General features: G+C 71.1%; 24 protein-coding genes and 1 tRNA gene. 16 read left to right on the forward strand and 9 right to left on the reverse strand.

All coding sequences use genetic code 11. The annotated features are described in order from the left end of the window. Nucleotides 1–23: 23 nt before the first annotated feature. Nucleotides 24–1,520 (reverse strand): S1C family serine protease, encoded by a 1,497-nt coding sequence (locus tag AQJ46_RS27445; protein WP_059208124.1) that lies wholly within the window; start codon nt 1,518–1,520, stop codon nt 24–26. Nucleotides 1,521–1,777: 257 nt separating this feature from the next. Between AQJ46_RS27445 and AQJ46_RS27450 the strand changes: the two genes are divergently transcribed. The 3 genes from AQJ46_RS27450 (at nt 1,778) to AQJ46_RS27460 (ending at nt 4,390) form a co-directional block, all read left to right on the forward strand. Continuing rightward, nucleotides 1,778–2,605: a glycerophosphodiester phosphodiesterase gene (locus AQJ46_RS27450; RefSeq protein ID WP_057609222.1), complete on the forward strand. Its 828-nt coding sequence runs from the start codon at nt 1,778–1,780 to the stop codon at nt 2,603–2,605. A gap of 58 nt (nt 2,606–2,663) precedes the next feature. Further along, complete coding sequence (locus tag AQJ46_RS27455; RefSeq protein WP_059208125.1) at nt 2,664–3,299, forward strand: ATP-binding protein; 636 nt, start codon at nt 2,664–2,666, stop codon at nt 3,297–3,299. Nucleotides 3,300–3,424: 125 nt separating this feature from the next. Beyond that, complete coding sequence (locus AQJ46_RS27460; protein ID WP_059208126.1) at nt 3,425–4,390, forward strand: DUF5926 family protein; 966 nt, start codon at nt 3,425–3,427, stop codon at nt 4,388–4,390. A gap of 244 nt (nt 4,391–4,634) precedes the next feature. On the opposite strand, the gene AQJ46_RS27465 is transcribed toward AQJ46_RS27460, so the two are convergent. After that, entirely contained in the window at nt 4,635–5,249 is a 615-nt protein-coding gene (locus AQJ46_RS27465; protein WP_059208359.1) for a hypothetical protein, read from the reverse strand. A gap of 56 nt (nt 5,250–5,305) precedes the next feature. Further along, nucleotides 5,306–5,971 (reverse strand): bifunctional DNA primase/polymerase, encoded by a 666-nt coding sequence (locus tag AQJ46_RS27470; protein WP_059208127.1) that lies wholly within the window; start codon nt 5,969–5,971, stop codon nt 5,306–5,308. Nucleotides 5,972–6,423: 452 nt separating this feature from the next. On the opposite strand from AQJ46_RS27470, the gene AQJ46_RS27475 reads away from it, so the two are divergent. The 4 genes from AQJ46_RS27475 to AQJ46_RS27490 all read left to right on the forward strand — a co-directional run bounded on the left by AQJ46_RS27475 (nt 6,424) and on the right by AQJ46_RS27490 (nt 12,159). Continuing rightward, nucleotides 6,424–7,935 carry a PP2C family protein-serine/threonine phosphatase gene (locus AQJ46_RS27475; protein WP_208616992.1) on the forward strand — a complete coding sequence of 504 codons (1,512 nt, stop codon included), beginning with the start codon at nt 6,424–6,426 and terminating at the stop codon, nt 7,933–7,935. 82 nt (nt 7,936–8,017) lie between these two features. Continuing rightward, on the forward strand, nt 8,018–9,484 hold the full coding sequence (locus AQJ46_RS27480) for an aminopeptidase P family protein (protein WP_059208129.1): 1,467 nt from the start codon (nt 8,018–8,020) through the stop codon (nt 9,482–9,484). Between the two features lie 49 nt (nt 9,485–9,533). Beyond that, a complete protein-coding gene (gene pdxR / locus AQJ46_RS27485; protein WP_059208360.1) occupies nt 9,534–10,883 on the forward strand; it encodes a MocR-like pyridoxine biosynthesis transcription factor PdxR in 1,350 nt (449 codons plus the stop codon). 43 nt (nt 10,884–10,926) lie between these two features. Continuing rightward, nucleotides 10,927–12,159 (forward strand): MFS transporter, encoded by a 1,233-nt coding sequence (locus AQJ46_RS27490; protein WP_059208130.1) that lies wholly within the window; start codon nt 10,927–10,929, stop codon nt 12,157–12,159. A gap of 6 nt (nt 12,160–12,165) precedes the next feature. On the opposite strand, the gene AQJ46_RS27495 is transcribed toward AQJ46_RS27490, so the two are convergent. The 3 genes from AQJ46_RS27495 to AQJ46_RS27505 all read right to left on the reverse strand — a co-directional run bounded on the left by AQJ46_RS27495 (nt 12,166) and on the right by AQJ46_RS27505 (nt 14,467). After that, nucleotides 12,166–12,999 (reverse strand): triphosphoribosyl-dephospho-CoA synthase, encoded by an 834-nt coding sequence (locus AQJ46_RS27495; RefSeq protein WP_059208131.1) that lies wholly within the window; start codon nt 12,997–12,999, stop codon nt 12,166–12,168. Nucleotides 13,000–13,008: 9 nt separating this feature from the next. Continuing rightward, nucleotides 13,009–13,938 carry an intradiol ring-cleavage dioxygenase gene (locus AQJ46_RS27500; RefSeq protein ID WP_059208132.1) on the reverse strand — a complete coding sequence of 310 codons (930 nt, stop codon included), beginning with the start codon at nt 13,936–13,938 and terminating at the stop codon, nt 13,009–13,011. 88 nt (nt 13,939–14,026) lie between these two features. Further along, nucleotides 14,027–14,467, reverse strand: a complete 441-nt coding sequence (locus tag AQJ46_RS27505) for an ATP-binding protein (protein WP_057609202.1) — start codon at nt 14,465–14,467, stop codon at nt 14,027–14,029. Between the two features lie 230 nt (nt 14,468–14,697). Here AQJ46_RS27505 and AQJ46_RS27510 point away from each other — a divergent pair, with 230 nt between their 5' ends. The 9 genes from AQJ46_RS27510 (at nt 14,698) to AQJ46_RS27550 (ending at nt 24,466) form a co-directional block, all read left to right on the forward strand. Further along, complete coding sequence (locus AQJ46_RS27510; protein WP_059208133.1) at nt 14,698–15,525, forward strand: hypothetical protein; 828 nt, start codon at nt 14,698–14,700, stop codon at nt 15,523–15,525. 136 nt (nt 15,526–15,661) lie between these two features. After that, nucleotides 15,662–16,408 carry a YcnI family copper-binding membrane protein gene (locus AQJ46_RS27515; protein WP_059208361.1) on the forward strand — a complete coding sequence of 249 codons (747 nt, stop codon included), beginning with the start codon at nt 15,662–15,664 and terminating at the stop codon, nt 16,406–16,408. 77 nt (nt 16,409–16,485) lie between these two features. After that, entirely contained in the window at nt 16,486–17,142 is a 657-nt protein-coding gene (locus AQJ46_RS27520; protein WP_059208134.1) for an SCO family protein, read from the forward strand. Continuing rightward, nucleotides 17,139–17,591 (forward strand): copper chaperone PCu(A)C, encoded by a 453-nt coding sequence (locus AQJ46_RS27525; protein WP_059208135.1) that lies wholly within the window; start codon nt 17,139–17,141, stop codon nt 17,589–17,591. Before AQJ46_RS27520 ends, AQJ46_RS27525 begins: the two co-directional genes overlap by 4 nt. Before the next feature lie 13 nt (nt 17,592–17,604). Next, nucleotides 17,605–19,506 carry a copper resistance CopC/CopD family protein gene (locus AQJ46_RS27530; RefSeq protein ID WP_059208136.1) on the forward strand — a complete coding sequence of 634 codons (1,902 nt, stop codon included), beginning with the start codon at nt 17,605–17,607 and terminating at the stop codon, nt 19,504–19,506. An 8-nt stretch (nt 19,507–19,514) separates the two neighbouring features. Then, nucleotides 19,515–20,792, forward strand: coding sequence for an iron uptake transporter deferrochelatase/peroxidase subunit (efeB, locus tag AQJ46_RS27535; protein ID WP_059208137.1), 1,278 nt, complete (start codon nt 19,515–19,517; stop codon nt 20,790–20,792). A gap of 133 nt (nt 20,793–20,925) precedes the next feature. Further along, the gene (gene pheA / locus AQJ46_RS27540; RefSeq protein WP_057609190.1) at nt 20,926–21,858 is read left to right on the forward strand and encodes a prephenate dehydratase; all 933 of its coding nucleotides are present in this window, start codon (nt 20,926–20,928) and stop codon (nt 21,856–21,858) included. A gap of 530 nt (nt 21,859–22,388) precedes the next feature. Then, nucleotides 22,389–23,666 carry a serine--tRNA ligase gene (serS, locus tag AQJ46_RS27545; RefSeq protein ID WP_057609188.1) on the forward strand — a complete coding sequence of 426 codons (1,278 nt, stop codon included), beginning with the start codon at nt 22,389–22,391 and terminating at the stop codon, nt 23,664–23,666. Continuing rightward, nucleotides 23,663–24,466, forward strand: a complete 804-nt coding sequence (locus tag AQJ46_RS27550) for an HAD family hydrolase (protein WP_057609187.1) — start codon at nt 23,663–23,665, stop codon at nt 24,464–24,466. The genes serS and AQJ46_RS27550 overlap by 4 nt, the downstream gene beginning before the upstream one ends. Nucleotides 24,467–24,761: 295 nt before the next feature. On the opposite strand, the gene AQJ46_RS27555 is transcribed toward AQJ46_RS27550, so the two are convergent. The 3 genes from AQJ46_RS27555 to AQJ46_RS27565 all read right to left on the reverse strand — a co-directional run bounded on the left by AQJ46_RS27555 (nt 24,762) and on the right by AQJ46_RS27565 (nt 26,141). Then, a tRNA-Ser gene (locus AQJ46_RS27555) sits at nt 24,762–24,849 on the reverse strand. A gap of 268 nt (nt 24,850–25,117) precedes the next feature. Further along, nucleotides 25,118–25,372 carry an SGM_3592 family protein gene (locus AQJ46_RS27560; RefSeq protein WP_444876091.1) on the reverse strand — a complete coding sequence of 85 codons (255 nt, stop codon included), beginning with the start codon at nt 25,370–25,372 and terminating at the stop codon, nt 25,118–25,120. Nucleotides 25,373–25,421: 49 nt separating this feature from the next. Beyond that, nucleotides 25,422–26,141 (reverse strand): ABC transporter permease, encoded by a 720-nt coding sequence (locus AQJ46_RS27565; RefSeq protein WP_020119557.1) that lies wholly within the window; start codon nt 26,139–26,141, stop codon nt 25,422–25,424. Nucleotide 26,142: the final 1 nt, after the last annotated feature.

Here is a 26,142-nt window from a genome sequence, read left to right on the forward strand (position 1 = left end):
GGGTCAGGACGGGCGCGTGCCGGTCAGCTGTCCCCCGTGCGGGCGCCCAGGGTGAGATCCACCGTGTGGGTCTGGCCGCCGCGCTCGTAGGTGATCTTGACCTTGTCACCGGGCTTGTGGGTCCAGATCTCGCCGATCAGGGTGGGGCCGGAGTCGATCACGTGGTCGTCCAGCTTGGTGATGACGTCGCCGGGCTTGAGGCCGGCCTTGGCCGCGGGACCGCCCGCCTCGACCGGGTCCGAGCCGCCGGCGCCCTCGGTGGTGATCTTCGCGCCGCCCGTGGAGTCCTCCAGCGAGACGGACGCGCCGATCTTGGCGTAGACCGGCTTGCCGGTCTTGATCAGCTGCTGGGCGACGTACTTGGCCTGGTTGATCGGGATGGCGAAGCCGAGGCCGATCGATCCGGACTGGCTGGTGCCGCCGAGGCCGCCGCCGCTGGTGGACTGGATCGCGGAGTTGATGCCGATCACGTTGCCCTGCGCGTCGAGGAGGGGGCCTCCCGAGTTGCCCGGGTTGATGGACGCGTCCGTCTGCAACGCGCTCATGTAGGAGGCGTTGCTGCCGCTGCCGTCGCTCGACGCCACCGGGCGGTCCTTCGCGCTGATGATGCCCGTCGTGACGGTGTTCGACAGGCCGAAGGGGGCGCCGATCGCGATCGTGGAGTCACCGACCGCCACCTGGTCGGAGTTGCCCAGGGTGAGGGGCTTGAGGTCACTCGGCGCGTTCTTGAGCTTGATGACGGCCACGTCGTAGCCCTGCGCGTGGCCGACCACCTCGGCGTCGTACTTCTTGCCGTTCGGGAAGGTGGCGGTCAGTTTGCCGCCGTCGACCGCGTCGGCCACCACGTGGTTGTTGGTGACGATATGGCCCTGGGTGTCGAAGACGAATCCGGTGCCCGTGCCGCCCTCGCCGCTGGTGGACTCGGCCTCGATGGTGACCGTGCTGGGCAGGGCCCGCTGCGCCACGCCCGCGACGGTGCCGGCGTCCCGCTTGACGCTGCCGCCGCTGTCGGAGGCGGAGAGGGTCGTCGAGGAGCCGTTGTCGTTGTCCTTGGCCAGGGTGTAGCCGAGACCGCCGCCCACGCCGCCGGCGACGAGCGCCGCCACCAGGACCGCCGCGACGAGACCACCACGGCCGTTCTTCGGCTTCGGCGCGGGCTGCTGGTAACCCGAACCCCAGGCTCCGCCCACCCCGCCCGCGCCGCCGTCGGCGTACAACGGGGTGCCCGGGGCCTGCGGCGGCGGCCAGGCGCCCTCGGGGCCCGGACCGGGGTGCTGCGGCGCGCCGCTCGCGCCCTGCTGAGCACCACTCTCCGCCGAGGCGTACGCCCGCGCCGGTCCCGCATGCACGAGTTCCGGCCCCTGTGCGCCGCCGGAGGCGTGCGGCGGCACCGGCGGGATCGGGGTGGTGGGTGCGCCCGCCTCGGAGGCCTGAGGCGTCGAAGCCGCGGGAGCGTCCACCGGCACGGGGGGTGCAGACGGGGCCGGGGGTACCGCGGTGCCCTCGTTCTCGGTGCTCACAGCTTCTCTCCTCGGTCACGGCTGTCGGTTGTCGGTCGCACTCGGTCACGCTCGGCCAGTGCCGCTCGGTGTCCGGCGTGCGTCAGCTGTGCATGTCCTTTTGTATGCCGTCAGCTTTTCCCACGGGCCGTCAGGGCACCATAAGCGGTGCCTGTGGGTTCGTGGCTGCTCTTTATATAGGCCATGTAAGACAAATGAGGCGCAATCCATATGCCTCCGTTCGCACGCGTACCCCAGAGCGGTGGCACCATGACGCAGTGACCCACGCACGGCAGCAGCTGATTCAAGTCGTCGCCCACCGCGGAGCCTCGGAAGACGCTCCCGAGCACACTCTCGCCGCGTACCGGAAGGCGATCGAGGACGGTGCGGACGCCCTCGAATGCGATGTACGTCTCACGGCCGACGGTCATCTCGTGTGCGTCCACGACCGACGGGTCAACCGTACGTCCAACGGCCGCGGAGCGGTCTCGGCCCTCGAGCTCTCCGACCTCGCCGCCCTGGACTTCGGCTCCCGCAAGACCCGGGAGTTCTGGCGCACCCGCGACGAGGAGCCGGACTGGGTGTACCGGCCCGAGGACCGGGAGGACACCTCCGTCCTCACCCTGGAGCGACTGCTCGAACTCGTCGCCGACGCGGGGCGACGGGTGGAGATGGCCATCGAGACCAAGCACCCGACGCGCTGGGCCGGCCAGGTCGAGGAGCGGCTGCTGGTGCTCCTGAAGCGGTTCGGCCTGGACGCCCCCGCCTCGGCCGCCGAGTCGCCGATCAGGGTCATGAGCTTCTCGGCCCGGTCGCTGCATCGCGTGCGTGCCGCCTCGCCGACCCTTCCGACGGTCTATCTGCTGCAGTTCGTCTCACCCCGGCTACGGGACGGCCGGCTGCCCGCGGGGGTGGGGATCGCGGGTCCCTCGATCCGCATCGTGCGCAACCACCCCGGCTACATCGAGCGCCTGAAGCGGGCGGGTCACCAGGTGCACGTGTGGACGGTGAACGAGCCCGAGGACGTGGACCTCTGCGTCGAGCTGGGCGTCGACGCCATCATCACCAATCGCCCGCGCGCGGTGCTCGACCGACTGGGCCGCTGACGTCCCCTCCGTCACAGGGTGTGCCCCGGCGCGTTCGGTGCGTGTTCGATGGTGACGAATGCGTCGGCGGAACGTGATTGGCCGGTTTCCGGTACAGGCCATTGGGGCATCCACACCGTGGCGTGGGGCGAAGGAGGTCTCGGGGGTGGCGTTGGTGGTGGCACAGGAGGTGCCCACGTCGTCGAGCATGGCCGTACCCCATGGCCCTGCGGGCGTGGGGGAAGCGAGACACCGTATGCGCGTGCAGCTGCGCAGGGGTGGCGTGAGGGAATCGGTCATCGACGACGCCGTACTGATTCTTTCCGAACTCTTGAGCAACGCGTGCAAACACGGCCGGCCGCTGGGCGACGCCCTGGCCGGGGACGGTGACGTCCGCGCCGCCTGGCGGGTGGACACGGGCGGCAGGCTCACGGTCGAGGTGACGGACGGCGGCGGGCCCACCCGACCGGCTCCGGCCACGCCCTCGGTCACCGCGCACGGCGGCCGCGGGCTGAACATCATCACCGCGCTGGCCGACGACTGGGGCGTCAGGGACGACGCCCGGGGCGAGGTCACGGTCTGGGTGATCGTCCACTCGGACGTTCACGATCCGGACGCCGGCCGCCGCCGGGACGACTTCGCCACGCGGGTCGTGGCCCCGTCGGTGGCGATACCCGACCTGGAGTTCTCGGACGCGTTCGACGATCGCGGCTGAGGCGACCTGGACCGAGCGTCCGTGAAGGACACCCGGGTGGGTTGTCCACAGGCTCCCGTCGGCCAAGTCGCAAGCGGCTAGGCTCGCGCCCGTACGAGACGAGCCGTAACCGGGAGACAGCCACGATGGCCAAGAAGCGACCCCAGACGAAGGCCAAGCGCCCGCAGCTCACGGATGGGGAGGTCCCGGTCGTCGGCGCCCGTGAACCCTGCCCGTGCGGAAGTGGCCGCCGCTACAAGGCCTGCCACGGCCGGGCCGCCGCACAGGCCGCGACCGAGCTGGTGCACCGCCCCTTCGAGAGCCTCGCGGGCGAGGGCGACTGGGTGGCCCTGCGCGAGCTGGTCCCCGCCGCCACGGTCGAGCTGACCCTCAAGAGCGGCCTGCCCGAAGGCGTCCCGTCGGTCACGCTGGCCACGGTCCTGCCGATGGCCTGGCCCGCCCTGCGCCGCGACGACGGCTCGGTGCTGCTCGGCCTGCAGAACGACACCGCGTCCGGCGACATCAGCCGCGACCTCGCCGACACCCTCCAGCGCGCGCTCACCGCGGCTCCGGGCACCCCGGTGGAAGGCCGGCGCGCTCCCGCCGACGGCCCGCGGCTGCAGGACCTGCTCGATCCCGAAGGCGCGTTCGAGCCAGTTGTGCACGAGGGCTTCGAGTTCTGGGTGCCGGACGCGGAGAACGCCACGCCCGAGGTGACCGCCTCGCTGGAGCGTGCCAACGCCGCGGCCATCCCGACCGTCCGGCTGACCGGTGTCGACGCCGCCTACTGGTGCGAGACGCCGGACAAGAACCACCTGCGCTGGGTCATGCCGCACCCCGAGGAGCAACTTCTGGACGCGCTCGCGCGACTGCACGCGGCCGGGAAGTCGAGCCTCGGCGAGGGCACCCGGCTCGTCGGTTCCTTCCGCGCCCACGGCCTCACCGTGCCGGTCTGGGACCTGCCGAGCGGGGTCACCGCGGAGGATGTCGAGAAGCCGGCCGCCGAGTTCGCCGAGCGGCTCGCAGGTGCTCTGGCCACGGACGCACCGCTGACCGCCGACGAGCGCCGCGCCCGCGGCGGCCTCACCAACCGCCAGGTCACGCTGAGTTGACAGAGCCGGTGCGGCTGACCGCTCGGTCAGCCGCACCGCATCTTCACGGAACGACCGGGTCCGCTCACAACTCCCCCCAGGAGAAGGCGAATCGGTGTCCGAATAAGCCACGAAGCGTCACGGTCGAATTTGCGAACGGGCGATCTCTTGTTACGGTTCCAATAGCCCGGTTGCTGGTGCATCCCCCGTCGCCAGCAACCGGGTCTTTCTGTGTCCGGGCACCTTTACAGAACGCCGCCTCGCGTCAACTGCCCGTAGTTTCCCCGGAGTTGCTCCCGGCCCGCAGCAGCAGTGGTCCGCTGCCCCGCCGGGCGGCGAACTCCGCGACCGCCGTGTAGCCGGCCGGCGTCCCCCGGGTGCGCCCCCGGGGTGTCTCACAGCTGTCCGGCTCGTCCCCGGCGCCGACCGGGCAGTGCATCTGCACGGTGCGTCCGTCGGGTCCCATGAAGCTGAGCACGGCGTCCAGCACCGTGCCGGTCGCATTGCGGTAGTAGGTGCGCGCCCAGGTCTCCTCGCCCTGCGTGAGCACACAGGTCTGCGCCTCGATGCCCTCGGGGGAGATCAGTTCGGGACCGCAGCGCGCGGCGGTGGCCAGCCCCAGGCCGAGCAGCAGCGGGGAGCGGCCGGCATCGGCGAGCGGCGCCTTGTAGTCGTCGGCGGCGGAAGACCGTACAGCAGAAGGCTCCGCGGGAGGCCGTGCGGCGGAACGCCGTACCGAGGAAGGCTCCGCGGAAGGACGCACGAGATCGCGTACGACCTTGCGGCCTCCGTCGCCCACCTGGCCCGCGGAGGCCACGGCCAGCGGCAGCGCGACCGCGCACGCCACGACTCCCGACAGGGCAAGCAGACGAAGGTTCATGAAGCGGACGATAACGACCTGGCGCGGGCACCCGGTTCCGCCCGCGCCCGACACCCCTACAACTCGGGTGCGCTCACACCCGTACGGGTGAGGGCCTCGACCACGGCGTCCACCACGGCCTCGACGTCGGGGACCCACGGAGAGGCCGAGCCTGGGAGCGGAGCCCGCTCCCAGGTGATGTCGCCGTGGCCGGTCTCGGACGGGGGCAGGGCGAGGTAGCCGCCCTCGCCGTGGAAGCGGAGAGAGCCGGGGACGTGGTCCTGGGCGTACAGGAGTTCGCCCAGCTGCTCCATGGAGTACGGCTTGACGAGGATCGCCCAGCGGGTCGGCGAGGCGATCACCGGGCCGAGGCGCATGCCCTCGGCGTCGAGCGCGGCCAGGGCGCGGGCGGCCGGGAGGGCCGGCAGGCTGACCGCGCAGGGGGCCTTGCCACCGGTGGCCAGGATGATCGGCGCGGCCGGGCGGTTGGTCCACCACCAGCGCACCATGCGGTCGTCGGTGGTGGCCGCGAGCAGGCCCGGGTCGAAGGGGTGGGCGCCGGGGACCGTGCACTCCGGGTCGGGGCATCCGCACCGGGCCCGGCCCTCCGGGTCCGGTGCCACGCCCGGGAGTACGGGCCACTGCCATTCCTTCGCGAAGGTCAGGGCCGCGCCGAGCAATTCAGGCCTTCCGTCGCTGTGCTGGGACAGGAGCCTGCGTCGCCTTCCGAGGATCTCGCGCATGAGCGCTCGTTCCTTTCCGTTGCACCGCTGGCAACACCGTGGACCACATCACACCATGTGTCGATCACTTCACTGTGCGTACCTGTTGGCGCATCACACCCTTGTCCGAGACAAGGGGAACCCCATACTGCGTCTATCAAAAGCCTGGGCGTGGCGGGGGGTGGCGAAGTCTGGCGTTTTGCCGTCCCGCGTATTTCTCTCCGCCTCCGCCACGGGAGGATGGGGCTCGGTCGTCGGTGGCTAAGACGCCCGGGTCGGTCACCAGGTTCCGGGTGGCTGTCCGCCACCCCTGGCCCTTACCGAGTACGTACCCATCACGACCGCTGTGACGCTCTGTGGAGCAAGGCCAGTCGACCTCAATACACCGTAACCCGAGGCGGTTTTTAGCCAACTTTGCCCTTCGACCCACTCTCCACCGGTCACCCACGGACACCAGGAATCCCGGCAGGACAATGCTGGACATCCCCTTACGAGTGCGTGTAGATGTGGAGACACTGCTAGCGGCGCAGAATGACATGGGGGTTTGCGATGCTTTTGAGCAATACGCACCGGTCGGAAAGCCGGACGCCATGAACGCCCCTCACCCTCCGAAAGTGGCTGGAATCGATTCAACGGTTCCCGCACCCGCACACACTGTCGCGCCCGCGCCAGCCGCCCCGGCCACCTCTTCGGTCTCCTCGCCGAACGCACCCGGCGCCCTGCTCCAGGACCGGCTCGCCGGCTGGGTCTCCGACCTCACGACCCTCCACGAACTCACCGAACGCCTCGTCCGCACGGATGCCCTGTCCGACGCTCTCCAGGAACTCCTGCGCGCCGGAGCCGCTCTCGTGGGAGCCCGGCGCGGACTGGTCGTCCTCGAACCGGACGACGGCCTCGGCCCCGACACCACCATCGGCCTCGGACTCGCCCGCGCCGACCTCGGGCACATCGAGACCGTTCCGCGCAGCTCCATGTCGTACGGAAGGATCCTCGACGGGCTACCGGGCGGCGACGGCGAGATCGCCCAGCCCGACCTGCTCGCCGAGGACGGTCTCGACCCGCGCCACCGCGAGGTGGCCGCCCGCCTCGGTTACGCGGCCAGCTACGCGCTTCCCCTGTCCACCGCCGGCGCCGGCCGCCTCGGTGCCGCCGTGTGGCTCTACGACGAGCCCGCCGAGCCGTCCGAGCGTCGGCGCCACCTCGTCGGTCTGTACACCCGCCACGCCACCGAGCACCTGTCCCGGCTCCTCGAGGTCGAGCGCACGCGCGCGTGCATGGCGACGATGGCGGAGGAACTGCTGCCGTCCCGGCTCCCCCGCGTCGCCGGTGTGCGGCTCGCCGCCCGGCACCGCACCGGTCCGCGCGGCGGCGGCGACTGGTACGACGCGCTGCCGCTGCCGGACGCGGCGCTGGGCCTCGCGGTCGGTTCGGTGACCGGCAGCGGCGCGAGCGCGATCGCCGCGATGGGACGCCTCAGAGCCTCCCTGCGGGCGTACGCCGTCATGGAGGGCGAGGACCCGGTCGCGGTCCTGTCCGACCTGGAGCTGCTGCTCAGGCTGACCGAGCCGGCCCGCTCCGCCACCGCCCTGTTCGCCTACTGCGAGCCCGCGCTGCGCAAGATCACGCTGGCCGGTGCCGGACACTGCCCGCCGCTGCTGATCGGCGAGCGGCGCACCGATTTCGTGGAGACCACCGTGTCCGCGCCGCTCGGCATGCTCGCCTGCTGGGAGGCGCCGAGCGTGGAGCTGAGCGCCGAGCCGGGAGAGACGGTTCTGCTGTACACCGACGGGCTGCTGCACCGCACCGGCGACGCCACCGACCGGGCCTTCGCACGCCTGCACGCGGCTGCGGCCGGGGTGCCGAAGGCGCTGCGCGGCGACCCCGGCGCCGTCGCCGACCACGTGCTGCGGACCGTGCTGCCGGACGGGCAGGACGAAGCGGACTCCGAGGAGGACGTCGTACTACTCGCGGCTCACTTCGAGTAGCAGGTGGTAACGGGTCTTCCCGCCCTGGGCCCCCTTCCGTACGACCGTACGATGGAGGGGGTCCAGTGCCGTAACTAGGAGGATGACCGTGGCCGACGAGCTCACCCCGGAGACCCCGGAAGAGTCGGAAGAGCCGATCAAGAAGCGCAAGAACGGCCTGTACCCGGGCGTCTCCGACGAGCTGGCCGAGAGCATGAAGTCCGGCTGGGCCGACACCGAGCTGCACGACCTGGAGCCGATCGCGCAGGCGGCCGAGACCGCGGCCCGCCGTGCGGCGCTCTCCGCGCGGTTCCCGGGCGAGCGGCTGGTGATCCCGTCCGGCAACCTGAAGACGCGCTCGAACGACACGGAGTATCCGTTCCGGGCGTCCGTCGAGTACGCCTACCTCACCGGCAACCAGACCGAGGACGGCGTGCTCGTCCTGGAGCCGGCCGCCGCCGGCGGCCACACCGCCACGCTCTACCTCCTGCCGCGCTCCGACCGCGAGAACGGTGAGTTCTGGCTCTCCGGGCAGGGCGAGCTGTGGGTCGGGCGGCGCCACTCCCTCACCGAGTCCGAGAAGCTGTACGGCATCCCCGTCTCCGACGTCCGCGAGCTCGCGGACGCGCTGCGCGAGGCGACCGGACCGGTGCGGGTCGTCCGCGGGTACGACGCCGGCATCGAGGCCGCGCTGACCGACAAGGTCACCGCCGAGCGGGACGAGGAGCTGCGGGTCTTCCTGTCCGAGGCGCGGCTCGTCAAGGACGCGTTCGAGATCGGCGAGCTGCAGAAGGCGGTCGACTCGACGGTCCGCGGCTTCGAGGACGTGGTGAAGGTCCTCGACAAGGCCGAGGCCACCTCCGAGCGGTACATCGAGGGCACGTTCTTCCTCCGCGCGCGGGTCGAGGGCAACGACGTCGGCTACGGCACGATCGCCGCGGCCGGGCCGCACGCGTGCACGCTGCACTGGGTGCGCAACGACGGGGCCGTGCGGTCGGGTGAGCTGCTGCTGCTCGACGCCGGTGTCGAGACGCACACGTACTACACCGCCGACGTGACGCGGACCCTGCCGATCAACGGCCGCTTCAGCGAGATCCAGAAGAAGATCTACGACGCCGTGTACGACGCCCAGGAGGCCGGGATCGCGGCCGTGCAGCCGGGCTCCAAGTACCGGGACTTCCATGACGCGTCCCAGCGGGTGCTGGCCGCGCGGCTCGTGGAGTGGGGGCTGGTCGAGGGGCCTGTGGAGCGGGTGCTGGAGCTGGGGCTCCAGCGGCGGTGGACGCTGCACGGCACCGGGCACATGCTGGGCATGGACGTCCACGACTGCGCCGCCGCGCGGGTGGAGTCGTACGTCGACGGGGTTCTCGAGGCGGGCATGGTACTGACCGTCGAGCCCGGCCTCTACTTCCAGGCCGATGATCTGACCGTGCCCGAGGAGTACCGGGGTATCGGCGTGCGGATCGAGGACGACATCCTGGTGACCGAGGACGGGAACCGGAATCTGTCGTCGGGACTGCCTCGGCAGTCCGACGAGGTCGAGGCGTGGATGGCCCGGCTCAAGGGTTGAGTCCCGGCTGCGGGTGGATCGTGGCCGGTCGCGCCTCCGGGTGGGTTCCGTGGACCTCCATCTAGAAGCCGGCTCTGTCGAAGGGCGTCGCGTCGGGCTCGAACGGGCCCTGCGCGACGCCGTTCGGGACGGCAGGCTCGCCCCTGGGGCCCGGTTGCCCGCCACTCGGCGGCTCGCCGAGGAGCTGGGGGTGTCCCGGGGGACCGTGAAGGCGGCCTACGACCAGTTGATCGCCGAGGGCTATCTGACCGCTCGGCAGGGATCAGGGACGGTCGTCGCTCCGCTGCCCGCCGCCGAGGCCGAACCGCCCGAAAGCGGTCCACGCGCGCGTGCGCCGCTTTTCGATCTGCGGCCCGGGAGTCCGGACGTCGGCTCCTTTCCCGCCGCCGCCTGGCTCAAGGCCGTACGGCGGGCCGTCGCCACCGCCCCCGTCTCCGCGTACGACTACGGCGATCCCCTGGGGCACATCGAACTGCGGACCGCCCTGGCGGAGTATCTGGGGCGGGCCCGCGGGGTCGTCGCCCCTCCCGAACGGATCGTCGTCACCTCCGGGGCCGTGCAGGGACTCGCGCTGCTCACCCGGGTTCTGGAGGGCGGGGTCGTCGCCATGGAGGACCCCGGGCTGCCCTTCCACCGGGACGTCGTACGGCACGGCGGGGGACGGGTGGTGCCGGTGCGGGTCGATGAACTGGGGGCCTGCCCGGAGGACTTGGGGTCCGCCGACGCCGTCGTCGTCACTCCCGCCCATCAGTACCCGACCGGCGTGACGCTGCACCCCTCGCGGCGGCGGGCGCTCACCGACTGGGCACGCGCGCGTGGGGCGTTGGTCGTCGAGGACGACTACGACGGGGAGTTCCGGTACGACCGGCAGCCCGTCGGAGCTCTGCAGGGGATGGCGCCGGGGCAGGTCGTCTACCTGGGAACGGCGTCCAAGACGCTCGGTCCCGCGCTCCGGCTCGGGTGGATGGTGCTGCCGCCACACCTCGTCGGGCCCGTCGCCGACGCCAAGCTGCACAGCGACCACAGCACCGAGACCATCGGACAGTTGGCGCTCGCCGAGCTGATCGGGAGTCATGCCTACGACCGTCACGTGCGCGCGTGCCGGATCGGATACCGGCGGCGCAGGGACCGGCTGGTGGAGCGGCTGGGGGCGCGGTGGCCGGTCCAGGGGATCGCGGCCGGGCTGCACGCGCTGGTCGAGGTCGGGGACGAGGCCGCGGTGCTGGCGCAAGCTGCGGCCGAGGGGCTCGCGGTGGGGTCTCTGCGGGAGCACTGGCACGCGGCGGGGTCGCGCGAAGGGCTCGTCGTGGGGTACGGGACGCCCCGGGAGCGTGCCTATCCGCAGGCGTTGGAGACGCTCGTCCGGGTTCTGGAATTGGGCCACTCCCAAGGGCACTGATTGGGTCTGCCGATCGGTCCACCACGCTTCTAGTGTCGTTTCCATGACGAACTCACTCGTGCCGCCCGCGGGGCCGCAACGCGTCCTGGCGCTCGCCCAGTTGAGCAACTCCGTCGGGGACGGCGCCTACTACGTGACGGCGGCGCTCTACTTCACGCACGTCGTCGGGCTCGACCCCGCGCGCGTGGGGCTCGGGCTGACCGTCGGGTGGGCGGTCGGGTCGGTGGTGGGGGTACCGCTCGGGCGGCTCGCGGACCGGCGTGGAGCGCGCGGCACGGCGGTGCTGCTGGCGCTGGCCACGGGGCTGGCGGTGGCTTCCTTCCTGGTGGTGCGGGACTTCGCGCCGTTCGTCCTGGCGGCCTGCGCCTACGCCTCCGCGCAGTCCGGGCTCGCCGCGGCCCGGCAGGCACTGCTCGCGGGGCTGGTGTCCGCCGGGGAACGGACCGGGTTGCTGGCCCACCTCCAGGCGACGCTCAACGCCGGGCTCGCGGTCGGTGCGGGGCTCGGCGGGCTGGCGTTGCACGCCGGGACGCGGGCTGCGTACCTCGGGGTGTTCGCGGTGGACGCGGTGAGCTTCGTGGTGTGTGCGGGGCTGTTGCTGCGGCTGCCGTCGGTGGCGCCTCGCGTGCCGGTGGAGAAACTTCACGGCTCGGGGGTGCTGCGCGACCGGCCGTACGCCGTGATCACCCTGCTGAACACCGTCCTGCTGCTGCGGATGCCCTTGCTGAGCCTGGGGATTCCGCTGTGGATCGCCGAGCGGACCGCGGCTCCGACCTGGCTGGTCTCCGCGCTGTTCGTGCTCAACACCGGGGCCGTGATGGTGTTCCAGGTGCGGATGGCCCGCGGGGTGACCGGGCTCGCGTCGGCCACGCGCGCGGTGCGGCGGTCGGGGTGGGTCATGCTGGCGGCCTGCGCGGTGTTCGCGCTGTCGGCGGGGGCTTCGCCGTGGGTGGCCGGGGGCGCCCTGGTCGTCGGGGCCGTGCTGCAGGTGGTCGCCGAGATGGGGCAGTCGGCGGGGTCCTGGCAGCTCTCCTTCGACCTGGCTCCGGCCGAGCGGGTCGGCGAGTACCAGGGGTTCTTCGGGACCGGGGTGACGGTGGCCCGGACCCTCGGTCCACTGGTGCTGACCACCCTGCTCGTGGAGTGGGGCACACCGGGGTGGCTGCTGCTCGGCGGGGCGACGCTGGTGGCGTCGTACGCGATGGGACCGGCGACCAGGAGGGCCGCGGGCCGTGCTTCGGAGCCGGCCGCGGGGCGGGCTGTGCTCGTCGCCTAGCCGATGTCAGGCCGCCCGTGGACAGGCCCGCACCGGGAGTGTGTCCACGAACAGGGCCCCCGCGAGCAGCCCCGCGCTGCCTCGGGGGCTCCACGCGCGCGCGTGGAGGTCGGTGTCGAGGGCGAGCAGGGCCTCGCGACCCGCGTGGGTCGTCGTACCGCCCGCCTCGAGGACCCCGCGGGCGCCCGCCTGGACGTGGCGCAGGCCCGACGGGCCTGCCGTGTAGAGGAGTTCGGTGTCCTGGAGGGTGGACATCACCGTCAGCAGGGCGTCCAGGCGGGCCTCGGCCTCGTCGGCGCCCGCCCTGCGGGACGCGGCCAGCGCGTCCAACGCCCGCCGTACGTGCGGGAATCCGGCCCGCGCCTCGCCCCGGGCGCCCGCCGCGCCGTACTTCGCGGACACCGAGGAGCCCCGGGAGGGCCGGCGCGGGGCCCGTCTGTCGCTGTGCGCGGCGATCTTCTTGGCGGCCGTGGCCACGTCCTTGGACCGCGCCCCCGGGTCGAGGGCGGCCGCGGCGACCAGCAGACCGAGGGTCCACAGGGCACCGCGGTGGCCGCCGCCGGCGAGGCCCACCGAGTGCTCGGTGCACCGGCCGATCGCGCCCAGCTCCGCACGCAGTTGGGGACTGGGCTCGCCGGTGCGACGGGCGGCGGCGGCCATCGCCGCGAGGCCGGGCGCGAGCGCCTTGGCCGACCAGCGCAGGGAACAGTGGTCCGGGCTCGTGGCGCGGGCTCCGAGGTCACGCGGATCGGGCAGGCCCGGCTTGGGAGCCAGGGCCAGCTGACCGGTCAGCGCGTCCACGGCGGCCAGTGCCAGCGCCTCGTCCTGGCGGCTGCTCATGGCCGTACCTTATGAGGACGCGGAGGCCGAGGGACTGGCACTTTCGGACGGAGCGCCGCTCGGCGGTTCGCCCGACGGGGCCCCGCTCGGAGGCGTGCCGCCACCGCCGCTGCCCGCGCCCGTGTTCTCGGCGTCCGGGTCGATGGCGAGGGACAGGGAGCCCTTGTAGCCCTGGGACGGGTCGGCCTTGTGCACGGCCTTGAGGGTGAGCAGTCCGCTCGCGGCGCCGCCGCCGTCGTAGACCATGTCGTCGTCGAGGGTCGTGTAGCTGCCGGAGTGCCGGGAGTAGGGCTCCAGAGCGAAGATCTCCTCGGCGATCGTGTCGTCGAAGAACAGCTGGCCGGTGTAATTGACCTTGCCGCCCTCGTAGGTGCCGTCCTCCTTCTCGCCGCCGGTGTGCACCTTGACGTGGATGTGGCAGGTGCGCGGGGTGTACCAGCCCGGGAAGATCGTCTCGAACTTCACGACCCCGTTGGCGTTCGCGATCTGGTAGCCGCGCAGGTAGGTGTTGTCGTTCGCGGTCGAGCCGTCCTCGCTCTCCGCGGGCGCGGAGCCGCCGGGGTTGGCGGTGGTGTAGCCGGAGTAGTAGCCCCAGGCGTCGCAGTGCCAGATCTCCACGGCCGCGCCCTTGACCGGGGTGCAGCCGTCGGTGGCGTCCACGACGGTCAGCCGCAGCGTCAGCGGGACACCGCTCTTGCCCTCGGTGATGTCCTTTCTGACCAGGGCACCGTCGAGGTAGTACGGACCTTCGGTGACGCTCGACATGAGCGTCATGCACGCGCCGGTGCTCGTCGCCGAGGCGGTGGCCGTCGCCTCGGTGGTGTCGGCGAAAGCCGACTGGTACCCGGTGACGGCGAGCCCGCCCGCCGCGACCGTTCCGCCGGTCACCGCCAGGGCGCGGCGCCGGGTGATGCTGGAGTTCCTGTGGTTTCCCGTCATGGCCAGGACCGTAGGAATCCTGGCCGTCAGGACCTTGAGAGGACGCTGTGCGCAACCTGAGGATGCTGAAAAAGCTGAAGCCTCCGGTTCACACCGCCATCAGCGGCGCGTCCTCCCTCCACTTGAGGATCTTGTCGAAGCTCACCACGGCGCCACGACCCGGTTTGTTGCCGATCTGGACGTGGTCGGCGAGTTCGCGGATGAGACAGAGACCGCGGCCGTTCTCCGCCTCCATGGGGGTGGGGCGGGGCCGCACGGGCGGGAAACCCGGGCCGGAGTCGGTGACTTCGATACGGCACTTCTCACCGTCGAGGTAGGCGGTGACCCGGTACGCCGCCGAGGAGTCCGGCAGCCCGCTCTCCCCGCCGTGCTCCACGGCGTTGGCGCAGGCCTCGCTGAGGGCGAGGGAGAGATCGTAGGAGACGTCCGGGTCGACGCCCGCGGTCTCCATGGTGCCGAGCAGCAGGCGCCGGGCGAGCGGAACGCTCGCAGCCTCGCGCCGCAGATGGAGTGACCACCAGATGCTCATGCTCCAGCCTCCTGGCCGCGGCTCGACATACCGTTACGTATTGCCGCGCGTGCCCCGGTGTAAGCACAACGTTGACGTGATGCCGCCCATACGGGGGATGCGCCGGGAGCAATGACCGGTGTATGTGGGGCAGCCCGGGTCAGAAGTGACCTTCCGGTCGTACCCCCCGTACGTCATCTTGTGGACCTGCCGTATGGCGCTCATCAGCCCAGTGCGATGATGAGCCCGCCATGACTGCCCCCCACGCGCGCTCCGGAGGGGATCTCCGGGTTCTGCGGGCCGCGGTGTTCGCCGCGGTCTGCGTCGTGCTGGCCGCGGCCGGTCACTCGATCGCCTCCTGTGCCACGGTGCCGTGGTGGACACTCGCTGCGGGGTTCGTCGGGGCCGTTCTGGTCGTGGCACCTCTTGCCGGGCGCGAGCGCTCACTGGCGGGGATCGCGACGCTGCTGGCGGTCGGACAGACCGTGCTGCATGTGCTGTTCGGGCTCGGGCAGCACGGCACGACGGCGATGTCGTCCATGTCGTCCATGTCGTCCATGTCGTCCGCTCAGTCGGCGTCCGACGCCACGCTGGTGCAGCAGGCCGCACGGCTGCTGTGCGGGACCACCGCCGCGGCGATCAGCCCTGCGCAGGCACAGAAGATCCTCACCGACGCGCGGCTCCGGCCCGGGACGGGCACCACCGCGGTGCACCATTCCGCGGACGCCATGGCCGGCTCCTCCGTCTGGCCGTCCCTGCCGATGGTCCTCGGGCACGTCCTCGCGGCCGTCGCCGCCGGGTGGCTGCTGCGGCACGGGGACCTGGCGCTGCTGCGGCTCGCCGAACTGTCCACGTGCTCGGCGCATTCGGTCGCGGAAGGGGCGCTCGTACGGTCCCTGCGGGGGGCCCTCGCGCTGGTGCGCGCCCTGCGTGCGGGACTGCCGGGAGCGCCCGAGGCCGGACCACGCGCCCCACTGGCGGCGTCGCTCGCGCCGCCCCGGCCGCGTACCGCGGCACTCCAGCACACGGTGATCAGGCGCGGCCCCCCGGCCGCCGCCGGACTCGTTCTCGCCGCCTGACGCGACGCGATCACCACGCCACTTCCTGAAGGACATTCCCGAGGGACGTGTGGGAGGGGCCGCCGTCGTGCGGCACGCGCGTGTGCTCACGCGTATCCCTCTTCACGGAACCCCCTTTCGAAGCGGAGTGCTCTTCATGAAGGCTTCTCGTCTCGCCGCCACCGGTGCCGTCGCCGCCACCGCCGTCAGCGCCGTCATCGTCTTGTCCTCACCCGCGTTCGCGCACGTCAGCGTGCAGGCCGAGGGCACCGCCGCCAAGGGCGGTTACGCGGTCGTGGACTTCAAGGTCCCCAACGAGCGCGACAACGCCTCCACCACCAAGCTCGAGGTCAACTTCCCGACCGACCACCCGCTGGCCTCGGTCATGCCGGAGCCGATGCCCGGTTGGAAGATCGAGGTCACCAAGTCCAAGCTCGCCAAGCCGCTCGAACTGCACGGCGAGCAGATCACCGAGGCCGTCTCCAAGGTCACCTGGACCGCCGCCACCAAGGACAGCGGCATCCAGCCCGGCTACTTCGAGAAGTTCCCGGTCTCGATCGGCGCCCTGCCCGAGAACGCCGACGAACTGGTCTTCAAGGCGATCCAGACGTACTCCAACAAGGAGGTCGTGCGCTGGATCGAGGTCCAGGAGGACGGCGCGGAGGAGCCCGAGACGCCGGCTCCCGTCCTCGCCCTGTCCGCGGCCTCCGAGGACGGGCACCACGGCTCGACGGCCGCCGAGGAGGCGGACGCGAAGACCGAGAACGCCGCCGCGACCACCGAGGCCGACGCCGGCGACAGCAGTGACACCACCGCCCGCGTCCTCGGCGTGGTGGGCATCGTCGTCGGCGCCCTGGGCGTGGCCTACGGCGTGCTCGCCGGCCGTCGGCGCAGCGACGCCTGACCCTGTTTCGCGGGACGCGCGCCGGGGTCGAACAGCCCCGGCGCGTACCGAAATTCTTACCTCTGGGACATTTTGATATGCGCAAGAAGACGTTCGCGGCGGCCGCGCTGATCGCCGCCGCCACCCTGACCCTCTCCGCCTGCGGCAGCGGTGACGACAGCAGCTCGCCCGTCTCCGTGGTCTCGGAGGAGGCCGGCTCGGACAAGGCCGCCACCGTCCTCGACCAGCCGTTCGAGAAGCCGGACCTGGTCCTGACCGACACCAAGGGCGAGAAGTACGACCTCCGCAAGGAGACCGCCGGCAAGCCGACGCTGATCTACTTCGGCTACACCCACTGCCCCGACATCTGCCCGCTGACGATGAACAACATCGCCGTCGCGAAGAAGCAGCTGCCCAAGTCCGAGCAGGACAAGCTGACCGTCGTGTTCGTCACCACGGACCCGGCCCGCGACACCCCCGCCGAACTCGGCAAGTGGCTCAAGGGCGTCGACACCTCGTTCGTGGGTCTGACCGGCGACTTCGCCACCATTCAGGCGAGCGCCCGCACCCTCGGCATCTCCATCGAGCCGTCCCACAAGGACAAGAAGACCGGCAAGACCGTCTCGGTGCACGGCACCCAGGTCGTCGCCTTCTCCCCGAAGACCGACGAGGGGTACGTCCTGTACGGCGAGGACGCCACCGTCGACGACTACACCAAGGACCTGCCCAAGCTCATCAAGGGGCAGAACCCGTGAAACGTTCCCCCACCGGGCTCGCCGTACTGACGGGGGCGGTCCTGCTGCTGGCGGGCTGTTCGGATTCCGACGACTCCTCGGGAGGCCTCACCGTCTCCGGCGCCTACATCCCGCAGCCCGTCTCCGCCGACATGGCCGCCGGGTTCATGACGATCTCCAACTCCGGCTCGTCGAAGGCCGAGCTGACCTCGGTCACCAGCGACGACGGCGAGGTCACCATGCACGAGACGAACGGCGGCGCGATGGAGGAGGTCTCCCGCCTCTCCGTCCCCGCCCACGGTCAACTCGTGTTCAAAAGCGGCGCCAACCATCTGATGTTCGACAAGCTGAAGCAGGCTCCGAAGCAGGGGCAGACGGTCACCGTCGAACTGCACTTCGCCCAGTCCGACCCCGTCGTCGTGAAGATGCCGGTGAAGTCGGCGACGTACGTCCCGAAGACCGGACACTGAGGGAGGGATCACCTTGACGCAGACCATCGCCCCCCGCGTCCGGACCCTGGTACTGCTGCTCCTGGCCGCGTGCGGCCTGCTGCTGACCACGGCCGGGCCTGCCTCCGCGCACGCCGCGCTCACCGGCAGCGACCCCCAGCAGGGGGTGGTGGTCGACAAGGCGCCCGACCAGGTCTCACTGACCTTCTCCGAGAAGGTCGCCCTGTCGAACGACTCGCTGCGCGTTCTCGACCCCAAGGGCAAGGCCGTCCAGGAGGGCAAGCCGTTCGAGGTCGACGGCACGACGTACGGCGTGAAGCTCCACAGCGGCCTGCCCGACGGCACGTACACCGTCACCTACCAGGTCGTCTCCGCCGACAGCCATCCCGTCGCCGGCGCCTACACCTTCTCCGTCGGCGCCCCCTCGACCACCTCTGTCTCGGTCTCCGGGGAGACGGCGGGCGGCGGGGTCGTCGGCTGGCTGTACGGCTTCGGGCGGTACATGTCGTACGCCGGTTTCATCGTGCTGGTCGGCGGCGCCGCGTTCGTGCTCGGCTGCTGGCAGCGCGGCGCCGGAGTGAAGCCCATGCAGCGGCTCGTGGTCGGCGGCTGGCTCACGCTCACCTCGGCCACGCTGCTGCTGCTCCTGCTGCGCGGCTCCTACACGGGCTCCGGGAAGGTCGGGGACGTCTTCGACCTGGACCTACTCGGAAACGTGCTCCAGACCAAGGCGGGCGCGGCCCTCGTGTCCCGGCTGCTGCTGCTCGCGGCAGCGGCGCTGTTCATCTCCGTGCTCTTCGGTGCCTACGACAAGCGCGAGGACGAGGAGAAGCGGGACCTCACCTTCGGGCTCGCCATCGGCGGGACCGTCGTCGCGGCCGGACTCGCGGCGAGCTGGGCGATGGCCGAGCACGCCTCGGTCGGGCTCCAGGCGGGCATCGCGATGCCCGTCGACGTCGTCCACCTGCTGGCCGTCGCCACCTGGCTCGGCGGACTGACCGCGCTGCTCGTCGCGCTGTACCGCTCCGACGCGCCGATCGAGTCGGCCGCCGTACGACGGTTCTCCCAGGTCGCCTTCGGCAGCGTGGTCGCACTGGTCGCGACCGGCGTCTACCAGTCCTGGCGGCAGCTCGGCTCCTGGTCGGCGTTCACCGAGACCCGGTACGGACAGCTTCTGCTGGTCAAGATCGGGCTGGTGGCGCTGCTGGTCGGCGTCGCGTTCGTCTCACGGCGGTGGACGGCCCAGCTGGCCGACACCGTCGTACGGCAGAACAAGCGGGCACCTCAGAAGGAGCGGGTCGCTGCGAGTGCGTCCGGCTCCGGCAAGTCCAAGGGCGCAGGCTCCAAGCGAGCCGCTCAACTCGCCCGGCAGCAGGCCGCGATGGACACCGCGCGGCAGAAGCGGACGCGGGACGCCGATCCGAACCGGTTCGGGCTGCGCCGCTCGGTGCTCGCCGAGGCCGGTGTCGCGGTCGTGCTGCTGGCGGTCACGACCGTGCTGACGCAGACCGAGCCCGGCCGTACGGAGGAGGACGCCAAGGCGGCCAAGGCGGCTTCCTCTTCTTCGTCCTCCTCCTCAGCGTCGGCCGGGTCCGGGGCGGTGACCCTGGACATGTCCTTCGACACCGGCGGCACGGACGGCAAGGGTGTCGTGACCGTCGACTTCGACCCCGCGCGCGTGGGCGGCAACGAGATGCACGTCTACGTCCAGCGGTCCAACGGCCGCGCCTTCGACATCCCCGAGGTGAAGGTCGCCCTCACCCTGGAGGCCAAGAAGATCGGGCCGCTGGCCATCACCCCGGACCGCATCGCCACGGGCCACTGGTCGGCGAGCAACGTGCAGATCCCCATGGCGGGTGACTGGAAGGTCGCCGTGACCGTGCGGACCTCCGACATCGACCAGACGACCGTCTCCAAGAACGCGCAGATCGGCTGAACCGCACCATGGCTGAACAGTCCCTCCCCGTCGTCGACGAAGGCGCCTCCGCGAAAGAGAGTCCCTCTTCGCGGGAGGGCATCTCGCGCCGCGCCCTGCTCGGCACCGCCGGTGCCACCGGACTCGTCCTGGGCGCGGCCGGCGGCGCCGTGGGGTACGCCTCCGCGCCCGCCGCGGCGACTCCGCTGACCTCTGTGGGCAGCGACGAAGTGATGTTTCACGGGAAACATCAGCCCGGCATCACCGAAGGCCTCCAGGCCCGCGGCCATCTCGTCGCCTTCGACCTGGCGGCGGGCGCGGGCCGCAAGGAGGCCGCCGCGCTGCTGCGCCGCTGGTCACAGACGGCTCGACGGCTGATGGCGGGGGAGACTTCCGGGTCCGACGACACGGATGTCGCCCGGGACGCCGGACCCTCCTCACTGACCGTGACTTTCGGCTTCGGGCACAGCTTCTTCGCCCGCACCGGGCTGGAGAAGCAGCGGCCGGTCGCCCTCGACCCCCTGCCCGACTTCTCCTCCGACCAGCTCGACAAGGCCCGCAGCAACGGCGATCTGTGGGTGCAGATCGGCGCCGACGACGCCCTGGTCGCCTTCCACGCCCTGCGCGCGATCCAGAAGGACGCGGGCAGCGCGGCGAAGGTCCGCTGGCAGATGAACGGCTTCAACCGCACGCCCGGGGCCACGGCCCACCCCATGACGGCCCGCAACCTCATGGGCCAGCTGGACGGCACGCGCAATCCCAAGCCGGGCGAGCCCGACTTCGACCAGCGCATCTTCGTCCCGGAATCCGGCACCCCCGCATGGATGGCGAACGGCTCCTACGCCGTCGTACGACGGATCCGGATGCTGTTGGACGACTGGGAGAAGCTGTCCCTGGGGTCCCAGGAGGCCGTCATCGGGCGCCGGAAGGCGAACGGCGCGGCGCTGTCCGGGGGCACCGAGACGACGGCCATGGACCTGGAGAAGACGGACGCGAAGGGGAATCTGGCGGTGCCGATCAATGCGCACGCCCGGATCACCCGGCCCGACCAGAACGGGGGCGCGGCCATCCTGCGCCGCCCGTTCTCGTACCACGACGGCATCGACGCGGACGGGGTGCCGGACGCCGGGCTCCTGTTCGTCTGCTGGCAGACCGACCCCTTGCGCGGCTTCGTCCCGCTCCAGCGCAAGCTCGACCGCGGCGACGCACTCTCCCAGTACATCCGCCACGAGTCGAGCGGCCTGTTCGCGGTGCCGGGCGGGGCGGCGGAGGGGGAGTACGTGGGGCAGGGGCTGCTGGAGGGGTGAGGGTTCGGGCGGGGCGGGGCGGGGTCACGACGCGAACGTCCGGGGGTGGCCCTTGGTCACGCCGTTTCACTCAGCGGAGGGGCAGTCGTGAGACATCCGCGCCCTGTTCCGCAAGGGCCATTAGGGTGAGGTCATGCCAGCGAGCTATGCCTATCTCGGCCCTGAGGGCACCTTCACCGAAGTCGCTCTGCGGACGCTTCCCGAGGCGGCGACCCGGGAGCTGATCCCCTACGTGTCGGTGCAGTCCGCGCTGGACGCGGTGCGCGTGGGTGAGGCCGAGGCCGCGTTCGTGCCGATCGAGAACTCCGTCGAGGGCGGCATCACCACCACCCTCGACGAACTGGTCGCGGGCGCCCCGCTGATGATCTACCGCGAGGTGCTGCTGTCCATCACCTTCGCGCTGCTGGTCAGGCCGGGCACGAAGCTCACCGACATCAAGACGGTCTCGGCGCACCCGGCCGCCCAGCCGCAGGTGCGCAACTGGCTGAAGACGCACCTTCCGGACGCCCACTGGGAGTCGGCCGCCTCGAACGCGGACGCGGCCCGGCTGGTCCAGGAGGGCCAGTACGACGCGGCCTTCGCCGGCGAGTTCGCGGCCGCCCGGTACGGCCTGCAGGCGCTGGAGACCGGGATCCACGACGCCGAGAACGCGCAGACGCGGTTCGTGCTGGTCGGCCGCCCGGCCCGGCCCGCCGCACCGACCGGCGCCGACAAGACCTCCGTCGTGCTGTGGCAGCGTGACGACCACCCCGGCGGGCTGCGTGACCTGCTGGGCGAGTTCGCCACCCGCGGTATCAACCTGATGCTGCTGCAGTCCCGGCCCACGGGTGCGGGCATCGGCAACTACTGCTTCTGCATCGACGCCGAGGGCCACATCACCGACCGCCGGGTGGCGGAGGCGCTGATGGGGCTGAAGCGGATCTGCCGAGAGGTGCGGTTCCTCGGTTCGTACCCACGTGCGGGCAAGGAACCGACAGACCTCCGGGCGCCGCTGGCCGGTACCTCGGACGAGGAGTTCATGGCCGCCTCGGACTGGGTGGCCCGGTGCCAGGACGGGCGCTTCTGACCTGTCTTACCTGCAGATTTTAGTTATCCACAGAAGTTATCCACAGGCTTGCGTCTCGACCTGGGGACAAGTCGACACCGAAGCGCGACCCTGTCGACAAATCGGCCTACGGACCCCTCCGGCGTTCACAGGCGCGCACATCACCCTTCGTCCATTCTTTTCCCTTAGGTAACCCTTTGGAGTGACCGCTTTCCACTCGAAAGTAGGGGTAGATGTGGGTTTACGTCGGGAATCCTTGGCGTGATCCCCAAGTTTCGAAGTGATCAATTCCGAAATCCACAGATCCTCCGCACAGCCTGTGGATAACTTTTTGAGAGGTGGGGATTCCTGTGGACAACCGTGCGCCAAGTACCGCGCTCCACAAGGGAGTCCAGTCAACCCCACTCCCCACGCATGCTTCGTCCGGGGATCCGGGGTGCTTTTCATTGACACACACCGCAATTCACCCATAACGCAACGTAAGCCACGATTCGGTACGGCTGGGAATAGTGAGTCGTGGGCCGTATCCCCGCACCGGTAGCCTTGACCGCGTGATTGACCTTCGCCTGCTCCGTGAGGACCCCGACCGAGTGCGCGCGTCCCAGCGCGCCCGTGGAGAGGACGTCGCCCTCGTCGACGCCCTCCTGTCTGCCGACGAGCGGCGCAGGTCGTCCGGCGTCCGCTTCGACGAGCTGCGTTCCGAGCAGAAGTCGCTCGGCAAGCTCATCCCCAAGGCCACTCCGGAGGAGCGCGCCGAGCTCCTGAAGAAGGCGGAGCAGCTCAAGGCGGACGTCAAGGAAGCCGAGGCCGCGCAGAACGACGCCGACGAGGAGACCAAGCGCCTCGCGTCGCAGCTCGGCAACCTCGTCCACCCCGACGTCCCCGTGGGCGGCGAGGAGGACTTCGTCGTCCTGGAGACGCACGGCACCATCCGCGACTTCGGCGCCGAGGGGTTCGAGCCCAAGGACCACCTGGAACTCGGCGAGGCGCTGGGCGCCATCGACGTCGAGCGCGGCGCCAAGGTGTCCGGCTCCCGCTTCTACTACCTGACGGGCGTCGGCGCCCTGCTGGAGCTCGCCCTCGTCAACGCGGCGATCGCGCAGGCCACCGAGGCGGGCTTCACCCCGATGCTCACCCCCGCGCTGGTCCGCCCGCGCGCCATGGAGGGCACCGGCTTCCTCGGCCAGGCCGCGGAGAACGTCTACCACCTGGAGAAGGACGACTACTACCTGGTCGGCACCTCCGAGGTCCCGCTCGCCGCGTACCACATGGACGAGATCCTCGACGCCGACAAGCTGCCGCTGCGCTACGCCGGCTTCTCGCCGTGCTTCCGCCGCGAGGCCGGCACCTACGGCAAGGACACCCGGGGCATCTTCCGCGTGCACCAGTTCGACAAGGTCGAGATGTTCTCGTACGTCGCCCCCGAGGACGCGGAGAACGAGCACAAGCGGCTCCTGGACTGGGAGAAGCAGTGGCTTACCGGCCTGGAGCTGCCGTTCCAGGTCATCGACGTGGCCTCGGGCGACCTCGGCGCCTCGGCGTCCCGCAAGTACGACTGCGAGGCGTGGATCCCGACCCAGGGCAAGTACCGCGAGCTGACCTCGGCCTCCAACTGCGACGGCTTCCAGGCGCGCCGCCTGTCCGTCCGCATGCGCGACGGCAAGAAGGTCCAGCCGCTGGCGACGCTCAACGGCACGCTGTGCGCCGTTCCGCGCACCATCGTGGCGATCCTGGAGAACCACCAGCTGGCCGACGGCTCGGTGCGGGTGCCCGAGGTGCTGCGTCCGTACCTGGGCGGCCGGGAGCTGCTGGAACCGGTCGCCAAGTGAGCAGTGGCTTTCCGTACCGGCTGATCGCGACCGACCTCGACGGAACGCTCCTGCGCTCCGACGAGTCGGTCTCGCAGCGCACCCGTGACGCGCTCGCCGCGGCCACCGCGGCGGGCGCCGTCCACATCGTCGTGACGGGACGCGGGGCCCGCTGGACCAGGCACGTCCTCGACGACCTCGGCTACGACGGCCTCGCGGTCTGCGCCCAGGGCGCGCAGGTGTACGACGCCGGCGAGCACCGTCTGCTGACGTCGGTGACGTTGGACCGGCAGCTGGCCGGCGTGGCCCTCGCGAAGATCGAGGCGGAGATCGGCCCGCTGTACCTGGCGGCGAGCCGCGACGGCCTCGACGGCGACGTGATGGTCGGGCCGGGGTACGCGGTGACGGGCGCCCTGCCGTCGACGCCGTTCACGGACGCGTCGGATCTGTGGGCCGCCCCGCTGAACAAGATCTACATCCAGCATCCGGAGCTGTCGGACGACGAGTTGGCGCAGGCCGCCGTTCGGGCCGCGGGCGGTTTCGTCTCGGTCGCGATGGCGGGCCAGGGCATCGTCGAACTGCTCCCGCTGGGCCTGTCGAAGGCCACGGGCCTGTCGTTGGCCGCTCGCCGCCTGGGAGTGAAGGCCGCGGACACGATCGCCTTCGGTGACATGCCCAACGACCTCCCGATGTTCGCCTGGGCGTCGTACGGCGTGGCGATGGCGGACGCGCACGAGGAGCTGAAGGCGGTCGCCGACGAGGTGACGTCCTCCAACGAGGAGGACGGCATCGCGGTGGTGCTGGAGCGGTTGCTCGGCTGACGGCGGCTACGCGCTGCCCGGCTGGGCCGGGGGCTTGTCGCTGGCTCGGGGGCATGTCGAGGGCGCGGGGCTTATCGAGGGCCCGGGGGCTTTGTGAGGGCCAGCAGCGAGTGCACCGGCCGCACGGCCGCTTCGCCGCCGACCGGGCTGGTCGACGATCCCGCTGCAACCGGCCCGCCCACCGCCGCACTCTTCGCCGACGGCGGCCGCCTGCACCGGCAGGTTCGGAAACCGTCGGCCCTTCTTGGCGCACTCCGGCCGAGAAGCCCGGCCAAGTCCCAGTGACAACGTCTCGCGGAGGATGCACGGATCGAACGTGCGCGGGCTTTCCAGGCCCGACCACGGCTTAGCAAGCCGGTGCCTTACCACTCGGCCAATCCTCCGGGTGGGCGGCCTCACGCGAGAGCGACATCGCGTGCTCGAAGCGGCCGCCCCGGGCAGTTCCTGCGGGTGGACTCGACGGTGGCGTAACTACACCGGAGTCCTCCGCAGTCTGCCCTGGCGGGAGCTGGACGTACTGTCGTGCATGGACATCGCCCGGCTCCTCCCCAGAACGTGGCACCGGACCGACGTCCGGCGGTGTGGACAACAACCACTCTGCCTGTACGACGAGTTGGGCGCCACCGATTAAATGCGGCCGTGTGTTCGAGCCTACCGGCGCCGCCAGCGCCGACGGCGCTTGCTGAAGAACCACCCCGCGGGCGGCTCGTCGGAGCGCCAGGGCTGCGGTTCGGGCTCCTCGTCACGCCAGCGCGCCGCCAGCATGCGGGCGCGGGCAGACGGCTCGGTCGTGCCTGCGGACCGTATGAAGTCCTCGTCCAGGACCAGCTCGTCCCAGTCGTCTGCCATGCCCGTTCCCTTCGACTCCCAGCCGAACGTTCCCCTTTGTCCAGTCTGCCCGGACAAGGATGAAGTCCCTGTCAGTAAGCGGGACATCAGTGACACGTCGGGGCGCCTACTCCTCGCCCGCCAGCGTCAGCGACCGCAGCTTCTGTCCCGCGTACCAGGTGGCGAGCACGGTCACCACGACCAGCAGCACCGTGGCCGTCGGCAGGCCGACGTCCGAGGTGACCAGGTCCCCGCCCGCGACCTTGTGGGCGACGGCCAGCGACCACTGCTGAACGCTCAGGGTCCTCGCCCCGGCGACCAGGGAGCCGAACAGGGCCTCCCAGACCAGCGCGTAGACGAGCCCGAAGACCACCGCGTGCCGGGACACCGTGCCGAGCAGCAGGAAGAGCGCCGCGTAGGCGATCGAGGAGACCAGCGCGGCCACCGTGTAGGCGACGGCGATCTGCTGGCCGTTGCCGTTGAGGATGAATCCCGCGATCAGCGTCGGCAGGGCCGAGAACACCATCGTCACGGCGATCGCCACGATCAGCTTGGTGAAGATGATCGTGGGCCGCTTGAGCGGCTTGGACAGCAGGTACACCACCGAGCCGTCGTCGATCTCCGGGCCGATCGCGCCGGTTCCCGCGATGACACCGATGATCGGCACCATGGTGGCGAGCGCGAGCCCGCCCAGCAGGTCGGAGGCGGTCTGGTCGTCGGCGCCGACGAGGGCGCGCACGATCACGGAGATCACGATCAGCAACAAGGGCAGGGCGCCCAGGATGAGGGCCCGGCGGCGGCCGAGCAGGGCCCGATAGGTGAGTCGGGCGACTGTGGGGTCGTACATC

Source organism: Streptomyces canus, from assembly GCF_001514145.1.
In the GTDB taxonomy this organism is placed as follows: domain Bacteria; phylum Actinomycetota; class Actinomycetes; order Streptomycetales; family Streptomycetaceae; genus Streptomyces; species Streptomyces canus.